The organism is Noviluteimonas caseinilytica (assembly GCF_018406605.1).
GTDB classification, from domain to species: Bacteria; Pseudomonadota; Gammaproteobacteria; order Xanthomonadales; family Xanthomonadaceae; genus Noviluteimonas; species Noviluteimonas caseinilytica.
Window position 1 is genome coordinate 1,915,182 of record NZ_AP024545.1, and the last position, 17,122, is coordinate 1,932,303.

Consider the following 17,122-nt stretch of genomic DNA (forward strand, 5'->3'; position numbering starts at 1 on the left):
GAACCCGCAATGCGCCCGTCCTTCCTGTTGCCGCTGCTGCTCGCCTTCGCCACCCCGTTCCCGGCCACGGCCGTTGTGACGGTGCAACCCTTACCAGCGCAGCCGCTGGTCGAACGCACGCGCGATGCGCAGCATCTCAACTTCGACCTGGTGTTCGACAACCCCGGCGACACCGCGCTGGAGCTGACGGGCCTGGAAGTCACCCTGTTCGATCGCGACGGCCACTTCTGGTCGCAACGCCGGCTGGACCGCAACGGCGATGCGACGACGATGAGCCTCGCCACGTTGCCCAATCGCACGCTGCCCGCGAAGGGCCGCCTGGTCGTCTTCAATCCGTTCGCGGCGTTTCCGTCACAGGCGTGGCTCGGCGACCTGCGTTACGTCGCGACGTTCGTGCCCGCAGGCGTGGAGGACGGTGCGGAATCGCGCGTCGCATTGCGCGTGGCCCCGCGCGCGTTCGCACCGCGCACGGCGCTGCGCTTCCCGCTGCGCGGCGAAGTCTTCGTGCACGACGGCCACGACCTGCTCGCGCACCATCGGCGCCTGGACATCACCGGCGGCATGACGACGCACTTCGGCATCACCGCCAACTTCATGCGTTACGCGCACGACTTCACGATCGCCGATGCGCAAGGGAAGTTGTTCCGCACCGATGGCGCGAAGCCGGAAGACTGGTACGGCTACGGCGCACCCGTGTTCGCGACGGGCGACGGCGTGGTGGTCGAAGCCACCGACGGCATGCGCGACAACGTGAAGGGCGGGCCGCCGCCGTTCACGCAGGAACAGATCATGCAGAACCTGAAACTGTTCCTCGGCAACCACGTCGTGATCGACCACGGCAACGGCGAATACAGCCTGTTCGCGCACCTCAGGCAAGGCAGCGTGCGCGTGAAGCCGGGCCAGCGCATCGCCGCCGGCGCGCAGCTCGGCGGGATGGGCATGTCGGGCGACGCCTTCCTCGTGCACCTGCATTACCAGCTGCAGTCGGGCCCCGGGTTCGAGGAAGGCTTGCCGGCGTACTTCGGCCAGTTGCGCGCGAAGACCGGCGCCGGCTGGAGCCCGGTGTTCACCGGGCCCGTGGACAGCGGCGACGTGGTCGAAGCGGTGGAGTGATCAGCGCGCGGAGTGCGCGTGCACTTCGTCGACCAGCGCGCCGACGTGTTCCGGATTCATGTCGGGCGACAGGCCGTGGCCGAGGTTGAACACGTGGCCCTCGCGCGAGCCGTTGTTGCCGGCAGCAAAGCTGTCGAGGGCCTCGCGCACGCGCATCCGCACGCTGTCCGGCGAGCCGTACAACATCGCCGGATCGAGGTTGCCCTGCAGCGCCACCTTGCCCTGCGTGCGGCTGGCGGCTTCCGACAACTCGATCAACCAGTCCACGCCGACGCCTTCCGCGCCGCTGGCCGCGAGCTCTTCGAGATACGGCGCATTGCCCTTGCCGAACAGGATCAGCGGCGCGTCGTCGCGCTTCAGCTCACGCGCGATGCGCGTGAGGTACGGCAGCGAGAACTCGCGGTACATCGACGGCGACAGCACGCCACCCCAGGTATCGAACACCTGCAGCGCCTGCGCGCCGGCTTCGTACTGCGCGCGCAGGTAGGCGATGACGGCGTCGGTGTTGATCGACAACAACTGGTGCATCGCCTTCGGATCGTCGAGCGCCAGGCGCTTCACCTTGGAGAAGTTGTCGCTGCCGCCGCCTTCCACCATGTAGCAGGCCAGCGTCCACGGGCTGCCGGAGAAACCGATCAGCGGCACGCGGCCATCGAGTTCGCGGCGGATCACCGACACCGCGTCCATCACGTAGCGCAGTTCGGTGCCCATGTCGGGCACGCCGAGCTTCGCGATGTCGGCGGCGGTGCGCACGGGACGCTCGAACTTCGGCCCTTCGCCTTCGACGAAATACAGGCCCAGGCCCATCGCATCGGGCACGGTGAGGATGTCGGAGAACAGGATCGCGGCGTCCAGGTCGAAGCGCGCCAGCGGCTGCAGCGTGACTTCGCAGGCGAGGTCGGGGTTCTTCGCCATCGCCAGGAAGCTGCCGGCCTTCGCGCGCGTGGCGCGGTATTCCGGCAGGTAGCGGCCGGCCTGGCGCATCAGCCAGACGGGGGTGCGGTCGACGGGTTCGCGGCGCAGCGCGCGGAGCAGGCGATCGTTCTTCAGGGTGGCGGGCACGGGGGGTCTCGGAAAAAAACCGGGGAATGCGTCAGGCGCGCGGGGCGTCGGCGCCCTGCACGAACATCAGCTGGAAGCCTTTCTTCAATTGCGCATCGCGGGCGTGTTCGAACGCGGCCTGCGCGCTGCCCTGGTCCAGGTACTGCTCGCGCTTGAGCGAACTGCGCCCGCCGATCTGGCCGGTCTCGCGCACGAGCGTCCAGCCACCGAGCAGGTCGGCCTCGAGTTGCAGCTGGACGAAGCGCGGGGCCTCGCGCCCGTTGGGGCGTTCTTGCAGGAGCATGCGCATGGGGGCGCGATTGTAACTGGCGCGCAGTCGCCGGGCGTTTACCCGAGGGCTGCCAACGCCTCGGCTTCGGCCACGTCCGGTACCACCTGCGCCGCGCCGGCGCCGGACCACAGCACGAACCGCAGCCGCCCGGCGATGGCTTTCTTGTCCAGCCGCATGTGGGCGACCAGGGCCGCGGGGTCGAGGCCGGCCGGCACGTCGACGGGCAGCCCGAGGCGGCGAAGCAGGGCGGCCAGCCGCTGCGTGTCGTCCGCCACCGCCATCCCCAGGCGCGCCGACAACCGCGCCGCGCAGACCATGCCGACCGCGACCGCTTCGCCATGGTTGAGGCCGCCGTAGCCCTGTTCGGTCTCGATGGCGTGCGCGAAGGTGTGGCCGAAGTTGAGCAGCGCGCGCTCGCCGCGTTCGAACGGATCGCGTTCGACGATCGCGGCCTTGTGCGCGCAACTGCGGGCGATGGCCTCGGCGAGCGTGTCGGCATCGCGGGCGAGCAGGGCGTCCGCGTGCGTTTCGATCCAGTCGAGGAAGGCGGCATCGCGGATCGCGCCGTACTTCACCACTTCCGCCAGGCCAGCGCGCAGTTCGCGATCGGGCAGCGTACGCAGCGTGGCGGTGTCGGCGAAGACGGCGCGCGGCAGATGGAACGCGCCGACGAGGTTCTTGCCTTGCGGCAGGTCGACGGCGGTCTTGCCGCCGACGGACGAATCGACCATGGCCAGCAACGTGGTGGGCAACTGCACGCAATCGATGCCGCGCATCCAGCACGCGGCGGCGAATCCCGCGAGGTCGCCGACCACGCCGCCGCCCAGCGCGAACACGCACGCATCGCGCGTGGCGCCGAAGTCGGCGAGTTCGCGCAGCAGTTCGGCGAAACGATCGAGCGACTTGGCCGATTCCCCGGCCGGGATGCAGGTGACCATGCAGCGCAGGCCGGGATTCGCAGCCTGCAACGCGTCGGCGACACCACGCGCATACAACGGCGTGACGTGCGCATCGCTGACGATCATCGCGTGGCGGCCGCGCACGTGCGATGCAAGTGCGGCGCCGTCGGACAGCAACCCGTCGCCGATGGCGATGCGATACGGCGCGTGGCCGCCGACGTCGACGATGCGCGTCATGCCGCCACCTCCGTGCGTTGCCAGCGATCGTGCAGGAAGCGGGCGAGGGCGACGGCGGCTTCGTCGGGCGTCATGCCATCGGTGGCGAACGTGCAGTCGGCGACGTCCGCGTACAGCGGTGCGCGTTCCTCCGCGAGGCGTTGCAGCACCGCGGCGCGGTCCGGCGTCTGCAGCAACGGCCGCGTGCGATCGCGCGCCAGGCGATGCAGCTGGGCGTCGGTGCCGACTTGCAGGTGCACGACGAACGCGCCGTCGCGCAGCAGCGCGCGGTTCTCCGCCGAGACCACCACGCCCCCGCCGGTGGCGAGCACGCCCGGCGGCCCGGCCAGCAATTCGGCCAGCAACGCGCGTTCGCGCACCCGGAAGCCCGCCTCGCCTTCCACGTCGAAGATCGCCGATACGGCGGCACCGGCGCGGGCTTCGATCGCGTGGTCGGCGTCCGTGAAGGGCAGCCCCAGCCGGTCGGCGAGGCGCCGGCCGATCGAGGTCTTGCCGGCGCCCATCGGGCCCACCAGGACGAGGTGCGATGCGGGATTCATGCCCGCGATCTTAATGCGCGAGAATGCCGGCCATGCACCCGACCCCGCACACGCCGCTGCCGCAGGCCGTCCTGGACGCGTTCGACGCCCTGTTCGACGAGGCGGCGGTCGCCGGCGAACCCGACCGCACGGCGATGACCGTCGCCACCGCCACGCCCGACGGCGCGCCCTCCGCGCGCACGGTCCTGTTGAAGGCGCACGACGCGCGCGGTTTCGTCTTCTACACGCACCTGGACGGCCGCAAGGGCCGCGACCTGCAGGCCAACCCGCGCGCGGCGCTGCTGTTCCACTGGCCGCGCGTGCGGCACGGGGTGCAGGTGCGCATCGAGGGCGACGTGGTGGTGGTCGACGATGCGGAAGCCGACGCGTACTTCGCGTCGCGTCCGCGCGGAAGCCAGATCGGCGCGTGGGCGTCGTTGCAATCGGAAACGCTGCACGCGCGCGCCACGTTCGAAGCGCGCCTCGACGAAGCCGAACATCGCTTCGCCGGACGGGACGTGCCGCGTCCGCCGCGCTGGACCGGGTTCCGCGTGGTGCCGCACGCGGTCGAGTTCTGGTACGGCGCCGAATTCCGGTTGCACGAGCGCCAGCTGTTCGAACGCGGCGCGGATGGGCAGTGGTCGCAGCGCATGTTGTATCCGTGATGGGTCCGACGCGAATCGTCTGCCTCACCGAGGAACCGACCGAAACGCTGTACGCGCTCGGCGAGCAGGACCGCATCGTCGGCATCAGCGGCTTCACCGTGCGCCCGTCGATCGCGCGACGCGAGAAGCCCAAGGTCAGCGCGTTCACGAGCGCGAAGATCGAGGCAATCCTCGCGCTGCAACCGGACTTCGCGATCGGCTTCTCCGACATCCAGGCCGACATCGCCGCCGAACTCGTGCGCCGCGGCGTGGAGGTGTGGATCTCCAACCATCGCAGCGTCGACGGGATCCTCGATTACATCCGCCGCCTCGGTGCACTGGTGGGCGCGGGCGATCGCGCGGCGCGCTACGCGGATGACTTGCAACGGGGCCTCGACGCGATCGCCGCGGACGCCGCGAAACTGCCGCAACGCCCGCGCGTGTATTTCGAAGAGTGGGACGACCCGCAGATCACCGGCATCCGCTGGGTGGCCGAACTCGTGCGCATCGCCGGCGGCGACGACGTGTTCCCCGAGCGCGCGATGGAATCGCTGGCGAAGCAGCGCATCCTGGAAGATCCCGACGAAGTGATCCGCCGCGCGCCCGACATCATCCTGGGCTCGTGGTGCGGCAAGCGCTTCCGCCCGGAACGCGTGGCGGCGCGCAGGGGCTGGGACGCGATCCCCGCGGTGCGCGACGGACAACTGCACGAGATCAAGTCGCCGATCATCCTGCAGCCGGGACCGGCGGCGCTGACCGATGGCGTGAGCGAAATCGCGCGGATCATCCGCGCGTGGGCGAACGGCCGCTGATCGCTACTTGGAGATCTCGCGCGTGAATTCCAGCGTCGCCGGCGCCGCACCCTGCGGCATCACGCGCACGCTGAACTGCAACGTGTCCGGCGGCGTGATCGCGAACGTGCCGACGTTGTCGACGTAATCCTCGGCCGTCGGAATTTCGCGCATCGGGATGTCGATGGTGCGGCCCTGCAGGTCGCGCGCCCGCGCTTCCACGGTCGCGGACACGGCCTTCTCCGCGCCTTCCGGGCCGCGACGCACCGTCACCAGCAGCAACCACGTCTGCTCGCCGCGCGCGATGCCGTAGCTTTTCGTCACGCTCGTCGGCAGCGAATTGGTTTCGACCGCGGTGGCGATGATGCGCAGGTCGCCGACGCGCAGTTCCGCCGGCGGTGGCGCGGCCTGCGCGGGTTGCGGCGCGCTGCCGCCGCCGCACGCAGCGAGCGCCAGGCACGCCGTGATCGCGAAGAGACGGAGGCCGTCAGTCGTTCGCATCGGACAGTTCCTTGCCGCGCACGGCGGCGGCATGCACGGCGCGCGCCACGAGGGCGCGGAAACCGCCGGCTTCGAAGGTTTCGATCGCGGCGTGCGTGGTGCCGTTCGGAGACGTGACGCGACGACGCAGTTCCGCGGCATCGACGTCGCTCTCGGTGAGCATGCGGCCCGCGCCGAGGATCGTCTGCAACGCGAGCGTGCGCGCGGCCTCGGGCGGCAGGCCTTCGGCTTCGCCCGCGGCCTGCAGGGCTTCGGCGAGCAGGAAGACATACGCGGGCCCGCTGCCGGAGACGGCGGTCACCGCATCCATTCGCGCTTCGTCGTCGAGCCACACCGTGGGACCGGCGGCCGACAACAACGTGGCGGTGCGCGTGCGGCCTTCCGCATCGACGCGTGCGTTCGCGAACAGGCCGGTCACGCCTGCACCCAGCAGCGCGGGCGTGTTCGGCATCGTGCGCACGACGGCCAGGTCGCCGCCGAGCCAGCGTGCGAGTTGCGCCGTGGTGATGCCCGCGGCGATCGACACGATCAACGGACGCGAAGACTGCGCCACCGGCGCCAGCGCTTCGCACACCGTGCGCATCACCTGCGGTTTCACCGCGAACACCCAGGTGCCCGCACCGGCGACGGCGTCCGCGTTGTCCGGGAACACGGCGACGCCGAAGTCGTTCGCGAGTCCCTCGCGCAAGGCGTCCACGGGTTCGGCGACGCGGATTGCCGACGCGGGCGTCCCGCGCGCGACGAGTCCGCCGATGAGGCTGCGCGCCATGTTGCCGCCGCCGATGAACGCCAAAGTGTCGTGCGTGTCGTGTGCCATGGCCGCGAGTCTATGCCTTCGGCGGTCGCGCGCCGAACAACGCCGTGCCCACGCGCACCAGCGTCGCGCCTTCGGCGATGGCGAGTTCGAAATCGTCGCTCATGCCCATCGACAGGGTGTCCACGCCCGGATGCCGCGCGGCGATCGCATCGAACAACGCGCGCATGCGGGCGAAGGCGGCACGGCGCGCGGCCGGATCTTCCGCCGGCGCCGGGATTGCCATCAGCCCGCGCAACGCGAGCCGCGGTTGCGCGGCCACCAGGTCGGCCAGGGCCGCCGCGTCCTCCGGGCGACAGCCGTGCTTGCTCGCTTCGTCGTCGATGTTGACCTGCACCAGCACGTTCAGCGGCGGCCGGTCGGCGGGGCGCGCGGCGGCGAGCAGGGGCACGAGTTTGGCCCGGTCGACGGTCTGCACCCAGTCGAACAACGTCGCGGCGAGCGCGGCCTTGTTGGATTGCAGGGCGCCGATGAGATGCCACGCCAGGCCCTGCGCGCGCGGGTCGCCCGAGAGGGCCACCTGCCGGGCCTGCGCTTCCTGGACATAGTTGTCGCCGAAGTCCCGCTGGCCGGCGGCGGCCAGTGCGGCGACCGCCTCCGCGGGCTGGCCCTTGCAGACCGCAAGCAGCACGGGCCGTGGCCGACCCGACTGCCGGGCCGCGTTATCAAGACGTTGAACGAGCACGTTCAGGGCAGAACCAAGCACTTCGTCTCAACCTCGTGGCCGCGCTGGGAATCGCGGTTGACACCGCGGGTGGGGCGGCGCCCATACTGCCCGCCGGGGGGTGCCCGGCACCAGTCGTACATCGTTTCAACTCGTGCGGGGGAGCACGTTCAATGGATATCGCCGAACTCCTGGCGTTCTCGGTCAAGAACAAAGCGTCCGACCTGCACCTGTCCGCAGGCCTGCCGCCGATGATCCGCGTGGACGGCGACGTCCGGCGCATCAACATCCCCGCGCTCGACCACAAGCAGGTCCACGCGCTCGTCTACGACATCATGTCGGACAAGCAGCGGCGCGATTACGAAGAATTCCTCGAGGTCGACTTCTCCTTCGAGATCCCGGGCCTGGCGCGCTTCCGCGTGAACGCGTTCAACCAGAACCGCGGCGCCGGTGCGGTGTTCCGCACGGTGCCCTCGGAGGTGCTGACGCTCGAAGACCTCGGCTGCCCGCGCATCTTCAAGGAACTCATCGACCAGCCGCAGGGCCTGATCCTGGTGACCGGCCCCACTGGCTCGGGCAAGTCCACCACGCTGGCGGCGATGCTCGACCACGTCAACAAGAGCGAGTACGCGCACATCCTCTCGGTGGAAGACCCGATCGAGTTCGTGCACACCTCGCAGAAGTGCCTGATCAACCAGCGCGAAGTGCACCGCGACACGCACGGCTTCAACGAAGCCCTGCGTTCGGCACTGCGCGAAGACCCCGACTACATCCTGGTCGGCGAAATGCGCGACATCGAAACCATCCGCCTGGCGCTCACCGCCGCGGAAACCGGCCACCTCGTGTTCGCGACGCTGCACACCTCGTCGGCCGCCAAGACCATCGACCGCATCATCGACGTGTTCCCCGCCGGCGAGAAGCCGATGGTGCGCTCGATGCTGTCGGAGTCGCTGCGCGCGGTGATCTCGCAGGCGCTGCTGAAGAAAGTGGGCGGCGGTCGTACCGCGGCGTGGGAAATCATGGTCGGCATCCCGGCCATCCGTAACCTGATCCGCGAGGACAAGGTCGCGCAGATGTATTCGGCGATCCAGACCGGCGGCGCGCACGGGATGATGACCCTCGACCAGCACCTGCAGGACCTCGTGAAGCGCAGCATGGTCACGCGCCAGCACGCCAAGGAATACGCGAAGGACAAGCGGCTGTTCGAGTGACAGCCTGGAGCACACCATGAGCAGCATCGATTTCACCTCGTTCCTCAAGCTGATGGCGCACCAGAAGGCGTCGGACTTGTTCATCACGGCCGGCATGCCGCCGTCGATGAAGGTCCACGGCAAGATCTCGCCCATCACCCAGAACCCGCTCACGCCGCAGCAGAGCCGCGACCTGGTGCTGAACGTGATGAACCCGCAGCAGCGGGAAGAGTTCGAAAAGACGCACGAGTGCAACTTCGCCATCGGCGTGGCCGGCGTCGGCCGCTTCCGCGTGTCGTGCTTCTACCAGCGCAACCAGGTCGGCATGGTGCTGCGCCGGATCGAGACCAAGATCCCCAGCGTCGAAGAGCTCAATTTGCCGCCGGTGATCAAGACGCTGGCGATGACCAAGCGCGGCATCATCATCTTCGTCGGCGCCACGGGTACCGGTAAGTCCACGTCGCTGGCCGCGATGATCGGCTACCGCAACCAGAATTCCACCGGCCACATCATCACCATCGAAGACCCGATCGAATTCGTGCACAAGCACGAGGGCTGCATCATCACGCAGCGCGAAGTGGGCATCGACACCGACAGCTGGGACGCCGCGCTGAAGAACACGCTGCGCCAGGCGCCGGACGTGATCATGATCGGCGAGGTGCGCACGCGCGAAGGCATGGACCACGCCATCGCCTTCGCCGAAACGGGCCACCTGGTGTTGTGCACGCTGCACGCCAACAACGCCAACCAGGCGATGGACCGCATCATCAACTTCTTCCCGGAAGACCGTCGCAACCAGTTGCTGATGGACCTCTCGCTCAACCTCAAGGGCGTGGTCGCGCAGCAGCTCATCCCCACGCCCGACGGCAAGTCGCGCCGCGTGGCGATGGAAATCATGCTGGGCACGCCGCTGGTGCAGGACTACATCCGCGACGGCGAGATCCACAAGCTGAAGGAAGTGATGAAGGAATCCACCAACCTCGGCATGAAGACCTTCGACCAGAGCCTGTTCGAGCTGTACCAGGCCGGCGAGATCTCCTACGAGGACGCCCTGCGCTACGCCGACTCGGCGAACGAAGTACGCCTGCGCATCAAGCTCGCCCAGGGCGGCGATGCGCGCACCTTGTCGCAGGGGCTGGATGGCGTCGAGGTCGCCGAAGCCCGCTGAGGCCACCGCCGCTGCAGGGTCCAACGGAAGGCGCGGGCAACCGCGCCTTTCGCGTGCTTGGATCACCGCGGGCGTGTCGGGCTAGAATCGCCCCCATGCAGGCCACCCCCACGCCGCTCGCCAACCGCTTGCTCATCGCGCTGCCGGCGCTCGCCGACCCGCAGTTCGCACGCAGCGTCACCCTCGTCTGCCAGCACGACGAAGAAGGGGCGATGGGCGTGGTGGTCAACAAGCCCTCCGAATACACGCTGGGCGACGTCTTCCAGCAGATGGGCATCGAAGCCGAGGATCCGGCGCTGCTCGGGCAGGTCGTGCTGTCCGGCGGCCCCGTGCATCCCGAACGCGGCTTCGTGCTGCACGATGGTGGCGACGGATTCGATTCCACGCTCGCGGTCAGCGACAAGCTGTACCTGACGACCTCGCGCGACATCCTCGAGGCGATGGCCGGCGGCAAGGGCCCGAAGCACGCCGTCGTGGCGCTCGGCTGCGCCGGGTGGGGCGCGGGACAGCTCGAACACGAACTCACCGAAGACAGCTGGCTGATGGTGCCCGTGGCGCCCGGCCTGCTGTTCGACACGCCCATCGACGCGCGCTGGCAGGCCGCCGCCGGCAGCATCGGCGTCGACCTGGCCCAGGTCGCCGATTACAGCGGGCACGCGTGACCCCATGAAACTCGACGGCACCGTGCTCGGCTTCGACGTCGGCGCGCGCCGCATCGGCGTGGCGGTTGGCAGTGCGTACGGCAGCGGGGCGCGCGCGCTCGCGGTGATCGACGTGCACGCGCATGGTCCCGACTGGTCCGCGATCGACCGCATCCGCGCCGAATGGCGGCCCGATGGCCTCGTCGTCGGCGATCCGATGACGCTCGACGGCGGCGACCAACCCATCCGACAGCGTGCGCAAGCGTTCGCGCGCGCGTTGTCCGGGCGCTATCGCCTGCCGGTGGTGATGGTGGACGAGCGCATGAGTTCGATCGAAGCCGCGCAACGCTTCGCCGCCGACCGCGCCGAAGGCCGCAAGAAACGCCGCGACGCCGCGGCGCTGGACGCCGTCGCCGCCGCCGTCATCGTCGAACGCTGGCTCGCCGCGCCCAACGACGCCATCACCGTCGACCCCGACGCCCCCTTGCAACCCGGAGCCGCAGAGTGACCGTCGCCCAGGTGGACGCGCAGGGACGCCTGCGCCATTTCCTCACGCTCGAAGGCTTCCCGCGCACGGTGCTCGTGCGCCTGCTTGACCTGGCGCAACACTTCGACGAACGCCGCGGCGATCCCGCGTTGCGCCACACGCTCGCCGGCCGCACGGTGTGCACGCTGTTCTTCGAACCGTCCACGCGCACGCGCTCCAGCTTCCAGATCGCCGCGCAGTCGCTCGGTGCGGACGTGCTGAACTTCGATGCGTCCACGTCGTCGACCAGCAAGGGCGAGACCGCGCGCGACACGCTCAAGACGCTCGAAGCGATGGGCGTGCACGGCTTCATCGTGCGCCACAAGGACGATGGCGCCGTCGCCGCGCTCGCGGCCGAAGCGCGTCCCGGCACCGCACTGATCAACGCTGGCGACGGACGCATCGCGCATCCCACGCAAGGCGTGCTCGACATGCTCACGCTGCGCCAGGCCAAGGGCGCGGACTTCTCGCGGCTCAAGGTTGCGATCGTGGGCGACGTGAAGCATTCGCGCGTGGCGCGCACCGACCTGCATGCGCTGCGCACGCTGGGCGCGGGCGAGATCCGCGTGTGCGGGCCGGCGTCCTTGCTGCCCACCGATGCCACGCTGGAAGGTTGCACGGTCACGGACGATTTCGATGCGGCGCTGGAAGGCGTCGACGCCGTGATGATGCTGCGCCTGCAACGCGAGCGGATGGAGGAAGGCCTGGTGGGTTCGCTGGCCGACTACCACCGCGATTACGGCTTGAGCGCAGCGCGCCTGAAGCGCGCCGCGCCCGGGGCCGTGGTGCTGCATCCGGGGCCGATGAACCGCGGGGTCGAGATCGACGACGACGTGGCCGATGGTCCCCAGTCGCTGATCCTGCGCCAGGTCGCCAATGGTGTCGCCGCGCGCATGGCGGTGCTCGAGGTGCTGCTCGGGGCGTGATGCATCCGCTTTGGGGGTGTGCGGTCGCGCGGCCGCAGTCCATAATCCGCGCCATGAACGCCTGACCCCTGTCGCGCACCTGCCGTCGCGACGCGCCATTGGAACTCCCGCATGGCCGAAGCGATCCGCCACGAGAAAACCGCGCGCCAGCTGCGTCTGTTGTCGGACGCGCTCGACAGCGGCCGCCTCGGTCCCGTGCGGCGTCTCGTCAACACGCTCTCGCCGGCGGAAATCGGCAACCTGCTGGAATCCCTCCCGCCCGCCAAGCGCACCATCGTGTGGGGCCTGGTCGATGCCGAGGACGACGGTGAAGTGCTGGTGCATGTCGGCGACGACGTGCGCGAAAGCCTGCTGGCGGAAATGGACCCGGACGAAATCGTCGCGGCGGTCGAAGACCTCGACATCGACGATCTCGCGGACCTCGTCGAAGACCTGCCGGACACCGTCATCGACGAAGTCCTCAAGTCGATGGACCGCGAGAACCGCGAGCGCCTGGAACAGGTGCTGTCCTACGACGAGGACACCGCCGGCCGCCTGATGAACCCCGACGTGGTGACGGTGCGCACCGACACCACGGTGGATGTCGTCCTGCGTTACCTGCGCCTGCGCGGCGAACTGCCGGACCACACCGATCATCTCTATGTCGTCAGCCGCCGGCACCAGTACCTCGGGCGCATCGCGTTGCAGTCGCTGCTCACGCACGAGGCCAACACGCCGATCAACCAGCTGATCGACGACGAGCAACCGGCGATCGGCGTGGACGAATCCGCGGACGAAGTCGCGCGCCAGTTCTCCGACCATGACTGGATCAGCGCCCCGGTCGTGGACGACAACAACATCCTGCTCGGCCGCATCACCATCGATGACGTGGTCGACATCATCCGCGAGCAGGCCGAACACCAGGTGCTCGGCGCGGCGGGCCTGGACGAAGACGAAGACCTGTTCTCGCCGGTGCCGCGCGCGTGGCGCCGCCGCATCGTGTGGCTGGGCGTCAACCTCGGCACCGCGTTCCTTGCGTCGAGCGTCGTCGGCCAGTTCCAGGGCACGATCGACCACATCGTCGCGCTGGCCGTGCTGATGCCGATCGTCGCGGGCATGGGCGGCAACGCCGGCACGCAGGTGCTCGCGCTGATGGTGCGCGGTTTGGCGCTCGGCCAGGTGGGCGCGTCGAACGTGCAGGTGCTGCTGTGGAAGGAACTGCGCGTGGCCGCCATGAACGGCGTGATGCTGGGCGGCATCGTCGCGCTCGCGACATGGGCGTGGTTCGGCAACGGGATGCTCGCGCTGGTGATCGGCGCGGCGATGACATTGAACCTGTTGTTCGCCGCCAGCGCCGGCGTGCTGGTGCCGCTGACGCTCAAGCGCATGAACCTGGATCCCGCGCTCGCGGGCGGCGTGATCCTGACGACGGTGACCGACGTGATGGGCTTCCTCGCGTTCCTCGGCCTGGCGACGTTGATCCTGCTGCGATGAGCTGCCTCGGGCGTCTCCTGCTGGCCATCGCGCTCGTGCCCGGCATGGCCTGTGCACAGAAGGAAGTACTCGTCACGCCGGGCCGCACGAGCATCTACAAGGCCGGCATCGGCGCGCAGTACCGCCCGGATTTCAACACGGCGATGCGCGCGCTGCAGGATGACCACGACGCCGCGAAGGCGTTGGCCTTGCTCGCGCCGATCGGCGAATTCTGCGAAGCGTTGCAGCGCCCCGGCATGCGATCGATCGCGGTCGCGGAAGAAGCGGAATACGACCGCTACCTCGCCGAGCATCCGGGCACGCCGGTCGACCTGGTGGACATGACGTGTCCGATGGCCTTCCACGCGCAGGCCTTTGCGCTCATCGAGCTCAAGCGCGAATCCGCCGAGGTCCTGCGCGCGCTCGACCGCGCCATCGCGATCGCGCCGTACTGGGCCGAACCGCACAACGAACGCGGCTTCCTGCTGGCGCAGGCCGGGCGTCGCGACGAAGCGCTGGCGTCCTATCGCCAGGCGATCGCGCTCGCGGAAGCGAGCCGCAGCAAGGAAGGCGCCGCCGTCGCGTATCGCGGCCTGGGGTACACGCTGGTCGAAATGCAGCAGTGGCAGGCAGCGCGCGAGGCGTACGACAAGTCGCTGGCCATCGAGCCGGGGAACCGGATCGCGTTGGACGAGCTGGCGTTCATCGAGAAGAACGCGCCCCAAGCGAAGCCTTCGACCGAAAAGACGCAGCCCGGGGACGCGCGATGAAATCGGCCCTGCGCGTGATTGCACTTACCGGGTTGCTCGCCGCCTGCACGCAGCCTGCAGAAACGCAAGCCACATCGGCGACGGCCGCGCCCAAGGGCTTCGACGCCACCTCGCCGTACAGCAACTACGAGCTCACGATGGAGCGCATCGACGCGATGCTCGTCGCGCAGTCGTACCTCGCCGCGGCGGTGAAGGATGATCCGACGCTCGAAGTCGCGATGAAAGCGGCCTCCGGCGAAGACGGCGTGCGTTACGCCGCGCGCCTGGAAGCCACGCCCGCGTTGCGCGATGCCATCGCGAAGTCGGGCCTGTCGACGCGCGACTACGCGCTGACGAGCGAAGCGTTGATGACCGCGCTGATGACGCAGGAAGCGCTCACGGCCGGCCGGCTGAAGGCCATCCCGCACGGCGTGAACCGGCAGAACGTGTACTTCGTGCGCGAGCACAAGGATGCGTTGGCGGCGCGCTTCGCCGGCTACCAGCAACGCTGACGCTGTCCGTCAGGTCGCGCCCACCGACCGCAACCAGCCTTCGATGGCGTTCCGGTCGCGCGCACGCACCAGCGCGGGCGCCTTCGCGCGCAGCGCGGCGAGGTCGAACCCGCGGATTGCGCGGCGCAATTCCAGCAGCGTATTGGGATGCAGGCTGAATTCGCTCAGCCCCAGCGCGAGCAGCATCGGTGCGAACGTGGAATCGCCCGCCATTTCGCCGCACACCGCGATCGGCTTGTTGCGCTTGTGCGCGATGCGGATCACGCCGTGCAGCAGGCGGATGAGCGCCGGGTGCAGCGGCGTGTACACGTCGCCGAGGGCTTCGTTGTTGCGGTCGGCGGCGAGCAGGTACTGGATGAGGTCGTTGGTGCCCACCGACAGGAAATCCACCGCGCCCACGAACGTCGGCAGGGCGATCGCCGCGGCCGGCACTTCGATCATCGCGCCGAGCGGCAAGGTCTCCGCGACTTCCTGGCCTTCCTTGCGGACTTCGGCCAGTACCTCGCGCAGCATCGTGCGCACCGCGATGATCTCCTCGCGGCAGCTGATCATCGGCACGAGCACGCGCACGGGGCCATAGCCGGAGGCGCGCACGATCGCGCGCAACTGCGTGCGGAACAACGCGTCGCGCGCGAGCGACAGGCGCACGCCGCGCAGGCCGAGCGCGGGGTTGGGTTCGTCGTCGAGCACCAGGCCGCTGCGGTCGGCCTTGTCGGCGCCGAGGTCGAGCGTGCGGATGGTGACGGTGCGGCCGGTCATGCCGAGCACGACGTCGCGGTAGGCGCGGAACTGTTCTTCTTCGTCCGGCAGTTCGTTGCGCTGCAGGAACAGGAATTCGGTGCGGTACAGGCCCACGCCCGCCGCGCCCAGCGCATGCGCTTCGGCGACGTCGGCGCGCGATTCGGCGTTGGCCCACAGCTTGATGTCCACGCCGTCGAGCGTGCGCGTGGGTTCGCGGCGCAGGCGGTTGAGCTGCCGGCGTTCGCGCACCTGGTCGCGCATGCGCGCGCGGTGGCCGCGCAGGTCTTCGGCGTTGGGTTCGACGACGACGAGGCCGCTGGTGCCATCGACCGCGAGTACGTCGCCGTCGTTGACCTTCATCAGCGCCTGCACCGCACCCACCACGAGCGGCACGTGCAGGCTGCGCGCGAGGATCGCGGTGTGCGACAGCGCGCTGCCGCCGGCGGTGACCACGGCCATCACGCCCTGCGCCTGCAACTGCGCGAGTTCCGCGGGCGCGACGTTGTCGGTGACGAGGATGTCGCCGGCGAGGCCGCGCACTTCGGTGGCGCGGCGATGCAACGCGGCGTGGATGCGGCCGATGACCTGGTCGATGTCCTCGATGCGGCTGCGCATGTACGCATCGTCCATGCCCTTGAACACGCCGGCGATGCGGTCGCGTTGCAGGCGCAGGGCGTAGTCGGCGGTGTAGCGGCCGGTGCGGATCAGGTCGTCGAGGCCGTGCAGCAGTTCGGGATCGTCGAGCAGCAAGGCGTGCAGGTCGAGGAACTCGCCGACTTCCTGCGCGAGCGCGCCGTGCAGGCGCTGGCGCAGCACGCGCATCTCGTCGCGCACGACGTCGATCGCGGCATGCAGGCGTTGCAGTTCGTCTTCGACGGCATCGGCGGGGATGCGTTCTTCGGCGACATCCAGCACGTGCGGCAAGCGGACCCGGGCACGGCCGAGCGCGCTGCCGCGCGAGGCGCCGTGTCCGGGCAGGAGTTGCCGCATCAGCTGCCCTCGTCGAAGAGGCGCTGGAACAGGTCGGCCACCGCGGCGGCGGCTTCGGCTTCGTCTTCGCCATCCACGCGCAGCGTGACCGGCGTGCCCTGGCCCGCGGCGAGCAGCATCACGCCCATGATGCTCTTGGCATTCACTTCGCGACCCTTCGCGCTGAGCGTGGCGCCGCTGCGGAAGCCCGACAGCAGTTGCACGAGCTTCGCCGTGGCGCGCGCGTGCAGGCCGAGCTTGTTGGCGACGAGGAGTTCGCGTTCGATCACGTGCAGTCCCTGGCGTTGTCAGGCGTCGTCATGGATCACCCCGTTGCGGGCGCCGGCGGCGGCGACGTTCGGGAGTTCGTCGAGGTCCATCTCGGCGTAGTTCATCACGCGCAGCAGCATGGGCAGGCTCAGCGCGGACACGCGGCGCACGGGCGTGCCGATGCGCGACAGGCGCGCGGCGAGGTTGCTGGGCGAGGCGCCGTACAGGTCCACCAACACCAGCACGCCCTGGCCGCCATCCACGCGCCGCAGCGCGGCGCTGGCCTGCGGCAGCAATGCGTCGGGGTCGGCGTCGAACGGGACTTCGAAGGCTTCGGTCTTCAGCGGCAACTGGCGCAGCAAACGCGTGGCCACGGCGAGCAGCGCCGAGCCGATGCCTTCATGCGTGATCAGGAGGATGCCGACGGACATGGCTGCAACTTAGCAGAGGGACGCGACGGGCCG

At 69.3% G+C, this 17,122-nt stretch carries 21 protein-coding genes; 11 read left to right on the forward strand and 10 right to left on the reverse strand.

Annotated elements, in window-relative coordinates; genetic code table 11:
• The first annotated feature begins 9 nt into the window (after nucleotides 1-9).
• Nucleotides 10-1,113, forward strand: a complete 1,104-nt coding sequence (locus LYSCAS_RS09305; protein WP_213433739.1) for a M23 family metallopeptidase — start codon at nucleotides 10-12, stop codon at nucleotides 1,111-1,113.
• On the opposite strand, the gene hemE is transcribed toward LYSCAS_RS09305, so the two are convergent.
• The 4 genes from hemE to LYSCAS_RS09325 are packed head-to-tail and all read right to left on the reverse strand — an operon-like array spanning nucleotide 1,114 to nucleotide 4,121.
• Nucleotides 1,114-2,175, reverse strand: coding sequence for a uroporphyrinogen decarboxylase (hemE, locus tag LYSCAS_RS09310; RefSeq protein WP_213433741.1), 1,062 nt, complete (start codon nucleotides 2,173-2,175; stop codon nucleotides 1,114-1,116).
• Between the two features lie 31 nt (nucleotides 2,176-2,206).
• The gene (locus tag LYSCAS_RS09315) at nucleotides 2,207-2,464 is read right to left on the reverse strand and encodes a WGR domain-containing protein (RefSeq protein ID WP_213433743.1); all 258 of its coding nucleotides are present in this window, start codon (nucleotides 2,462-2,464) and stop codon (nucleotides 2,207-2,209) included.
• A 38-nt stretch (nucleotides 2,465-2,502) separates the two neighbouring features.
• The gene (aroB, locus tag LYSCAS_RS09320) at nucleotides 2,503-3,582 is read right to left on the reverse strand and encodes a 3-dehydroquinate synthase (RefSeq protein ID WP_213433745.1); all 1,080 of its coding nucleotides are present in this window, start codon (nucleotides 3,580-3,582) and stop codon (nucleotides 2,503-2,505) included.
• Entirely contained in the window at nucleotides 3,579-4,121 is a 543-nt protein-coding gene (locus tag LYSCAS_RS09325; protein WP_213433747.1) for a shikimate kinase, read from the reverse strand. Before LYSCAS_RS09325 ends, aroB begins: the two co-directional genes overlap by 4 nt.
• 32 nt (nucleotides 4,122-4,153) lie before the next feature.
• Between LYSCAS_RS09325 and pdxH the strand changes: the two genes are divergently transcribed.
• Nucleotides 4,154-4,765, forward strand: a complete 612-nt coding sequence (gene pdxH, locus LYSCAS_RS09330; RefSeq protein WP_213433749.1) for a pyridoxamine 5'-phosphate oxidase — start codon at nucleotides 4,154-4,156, stop codon at nucleotides 4,763-4,765.
• On the forward strand, nucleotides 4,765-5,556 hold the full coding sequence (locus tag LYSCAS_RS09335) for a cobalamin-binding protein (protein ID WP_213433751.1): 792 nt from the start codon (nucleotides 4,765-4,767) through the stop codon (nucleotides 5,554-5,556). The genes pdxH and LYSCAS_RS09335 overlap by 1 nt, the downstream gene beginning before the upstream one ends.
• 3 nt (nucleotides 5,557-5,559) lie before the next feature.
• On the opposite strand, the gene LYSCAS_RS09340 is transcribed toward LYSCAS_RS09335, so the two are convergent.
• From LYSCAS_RS09340 to LYSCAS_RS09350, 3 genes are read right to left on the reverse strand one after another with little or no spacing between them, the layout of a single operon-like run.
• The gene (locus tag LYSCAS_RS09340; RefSeq protein WP_213433753.1) at nucleotides 5,560-6,036 is read right to left on the reverse strand and encodes a DUF4426 domain-containing protein; all 477 of its coding nucleotides are present in this window, start codon (nucleotides 6,034-6,036) and stop codon (nucleotides 5,560-5,562) included.
• Nucleotides 6,023-6,853 carry a pyrroline-5-carboxylate reductase gene (proC, locus tag LYSCAS_RS09345; RefSeq protein WP_213433754.1) on the reverse strand — a complete coding sequence of 277 codons (831 nt, stop codon included), beginning with the start codon at nucleotides 6,851-6,853 and terminating at the stop codon, nucleotides 6,023-6,025. The genes LYSCAS_RS09340 and proC overlap by 14 nt, the downstream gene beginning before the upstream one ends.
• A gap of 10 nt (nucleotides 6,854-6,863) precedes the next feature.
• On the reverse strand, nucleotides 6,864-7,541 hold the full coding sequence (locus LYSCAS_RS09350) for a YggS family pyridoxal phosphate-dependent enzyme (RefSeq protein WP_407075182.1): 678 nt from the start codon (nucleotides 7,539-7,541) through the stop codon (nucleotides 6,864-6,866).
• Nucleotides 7,542-7,687: 146 nt separating this feature from the next.
• On the opposite strand from LYSCAS_RS09350, the gene LYSCAS_RS09355 reads away from it, so the two are divergent.
• From LYSCAS_RS09355 to LYSCAS_RS09390, 8 genes are all read left to right on the forward strand, one after another.
• Nucleotides 7,688-8,725, forward strand: a complete 1,038-nt coding sequence (locus LYSCAS_RS09355; protein WP_213433757.1) for a type IV pilus twitching motility protein PilT — start codon at nucleotides 7,688-7,690, stop codon at nucleotides 8,723-8,725.
• 16 nt (nucleotides 8,726-8,741) lie between these two features.
• Nucleotides 8,742-9,872 (forward strand): PilT/PilU family type 4a pilus ATPase, encoded by a 1,131-nt coding sequence (locus LYSCAS_RS09360; protein ID WP_213433758.1) that lies wholly within the window; start codon nucleotides 8,742-8,744, stop codon nucleotides 9,870-9,872.
• 95 nt (nucleotides 9,873-9,967) lie between these two features.
• Entirely contained in the window at nucleotides 9,968-10,534 is a 567-nt protein-coding gene (locus LYSCAS_RS09365; RefSeq protein ID WP_213433759.1) for a YqgE/AlgH family protein, read from the forward strand.
• 4 nt (nucleotides 10,535-10,538) lie between these two features.
• On the forward strand, nucleotides 10,539-11,021 hold the full coding sequence (gene ruvX, locus LYSCAS_RS09370; RefSeq protein ID WP_213433760.1) for a Holliday junction resolvase RuvX: 483 nt from the start codon (nucleotides 10,539-10,541) through the stop codon (nucleotides 11,019-11,021).
• Nucleotides 11,018-11,965, forward strand: coding sequence for an aspartate carbamoyltransferase catalytic subunit (locus LYSCAS_RS09375; RefSeq protein WP_213433762.1), 948 nt, complete (start codon nucleotides 11,018-11,020; stop codon nucleotides 11,963-11,965). The genes ruvX and LYSCAS_RS09375 overlap by 4 nt, the downstream gene beginning before the upstream one ends.
• Before the next feature lie 111 nt (nucleotides 11,966-12,076).
• The gene (mgtE, locus tag LYSCAS_RS09380; protein ID WP_213433764.1) at nucleotides 12,077-13,438 is read left to right on the forward strand and encodes a magnesium transporter; all 1,362 of its coding nucleotides are present in this window, start codon (nucleotides 12,077-12,079) and stop codon (nucleotides 13,436-13,438) included.
• On the forward strand, nucleotides 13,435-14,187 hold the full coding sequence (locus tag LYSCAS_RS09385; protein ID WP_213433766.1) for a tetratricopeptide repeat protein: 753 nt from the start codon (nucleotides 13,435-13,437) through the stop codon (nucleotides 14,185-14,187). Before mgtE ends, LYSCAS_RS09385 begins: the two co-directional genes overlap by 4 nt.
• Nucleotides 14,184-14,678 (forward strand): hypothetical protein, encoded by a 495-nt coding sequence (locus tag LYSCAS_RS09390; protein WP_213433768.1) that lies wholly within the window; start codon nucleotides 14,184-14,186, stop codon nucleotides 14,676-14,678. Before LYSCAS_RS09385 ends, LYSCAS_RS09390 begins: the two co-directional genes overlap by 4 nt.
• Before the next feature lie 9 nt (nucleotides 14,679-14,687).
• On the opposite strand, the gene ptsP is transcribed toward LYSCAS_RS09390, so the two are convergent.
• Genes ptsP through LYSCAS_RS09405 form a run of 3 tightly spaced genes read right to left on the reverse strand, consistent with a single transcriptional unit; the run spans nucleotide 14,688 to nucleotide 17,089 of the window.
• Nucleotides 14,688-16,409, reverse strand: a complete 1,722-nt coding sequence (gene ptsP, locus LYSCAS_RS09395; protein WP_213433770.1) for a phosphoenolpyruvate--protein phosphotransferase — start codon at nucleotides 16,407-16,409, stop codon at nucleotides 14,688-14,690.
• Nucleotides 16,409-16,678, reverse strand: coding sequence for an HPr family phosphocarrier protein (locus tag LYSCAS_RS09400; RefSeq protein WP_213433771.1), 270 nt, complete (start codon nucleotides 16,676-16,678; stop codon nucleotides 16,409-16,411). Before LYSCAS_RS09400 ends, ptsP begins: the two co-directional genes overlap by 1 nt.
• Before the next feature lie 18 nt (nucleotides 16,679-16,696).
• Nucleotides 16,697-17,089, reverse strand: a complete 393-nt coding sequence (locus tag LYSCAS_RS09405) for a PTS sugar transporter subunit IIA (RefSeq protein WP_213433772.1) — start codon at nucleotides 17,087-17,089, stop codon at nucleotides 16,697-16,699.
• Nucleotides 17,090-17,122 lie beyond the last annotated feature (33 nt).

Excerpts from the sequence above, each read along its gene's own strand:
- LYSCAS_RS09305 (WP_213433739.1), top strand. The coding sequence starts at position 10 with ATGCGCCCGTCCTTCCTGTTGCCGCTGCTGCTCGCCTTCGCCACCCCG.
- LYSCAS_RS09315 (WP_213433743.1), bottom strand. The coding sequence starts at position 2,464 with ATGCGCATGCTCCTGCAAGAACGCCCCAACGGGCGCGAGGCCCCGCGC.
- aroB (WP_213433745.1), bottom strand. The coding sequence starts at position 3,582 with ATGACGCGCATCGTCGACGTCGGCGGCCACGCGCCGTATCGCATCGCC.
- LYSCAS_RS09325 (WP_213433747.1), bottom strand. The coding sequence starts at position 4,121 with ATGAATCCCGCATCGCACCTCGTCCTGGTGGGCCCGATGGGCGCCGGC.
- pdxH (WP_213433749.1), top strand. The coding sequence starts at position 4,154 with ATGCACCCGACCCCGCACACGCCGCTGCCGCAGGCCGTCCTGGACGCG.
- LYSCAS_RS09335 (WP_213433751.1), top strand. The coding sequence starts at position 4,765 with ATGGGTCCGACGCGAATCGTCTGCCTCACCGAGGAACCGACCGAAACG.
- LYSCAS_RS09340 (WP_213433753.1), bottom strand. The coding sequence starts at position 6,036 with ATGCGAACGACTGACGGCCTCCGTCTCTTCGCGATCACGGCGTGCCTG.
- proC (WP_213433754.1), bottom strand. The coding sequence starts at position 6,853 with ATGGCACACGACACGCACGACACTTTGGCGTTCATCGGCGGCGGCAAC.
- LYSCAS_RS09355 (WP_213433757.1), top strand. The coding sequence starts at position 7,688 with ATGGATATCGCCGAACTCCTGGCGTTCTCGGTCAAGAACAAAGCGTCC.
- LYSCAS_RS09360 (WP_213433758.1), top strand. The coding sequence starts at position 8,742 with ATGAGCAGCATCGATTTCACCTCGTTCCTCAAGCTGATGGCGCACCAG.
- LYSCAS_RS09365 (WP_213433759.1), top strand. The coding sequence starts at position 9,968 with ATGCAGGCCACCCCCACGCCGCTCGCCAACCGCTTGCTCATCGCGCTG.
- ruvX (WP_213433760.1), top strand. The coding sequence starts at position 10,539 with ATGAAACTCGACGGCACCGTGCTCGGCTTCGACGTCGGCGCGCGCCGC.
- mgtE (WP_213433764.1), top strand. The coding sequence starts at position 12,077 with ATGGCCGAAGCGATCCGCCACGAGAAAACCGCGCGCCAGCTGCGTCTG.
- LYSCAS_RS09385 (WP_213433766.1), top strand. The coding sequence starts at position 13,435 with ATGAGCTGCCTCGGGCGTCTCCTGCTGGCCATCGCGCTCGTGCCCGGC.
- LYSCAS_RS09390 (WP_213433768.1), top strand. The coding sequence starts at position 14,184 with ATGAAATCGGCCCTGCGCGTGATTGCACTTACCGGGTTGCTCGCCGCC.
- ptsP (WP_213433770.1), bottom strand. The coding sequence starts at position 16,409 with ATGCGGCAACTCCTGCCCGGACACGGCGCCTCGCGCGGCAGCGCGCTC.
- LYSCAS_RS09405 (WP_213433772.1), bottom strand. The coding sequence starts at position 17,089 with ATGTCCGTCGGCATCCTCCTGATCACGCATGAAGGCATCGGCTCGGCG.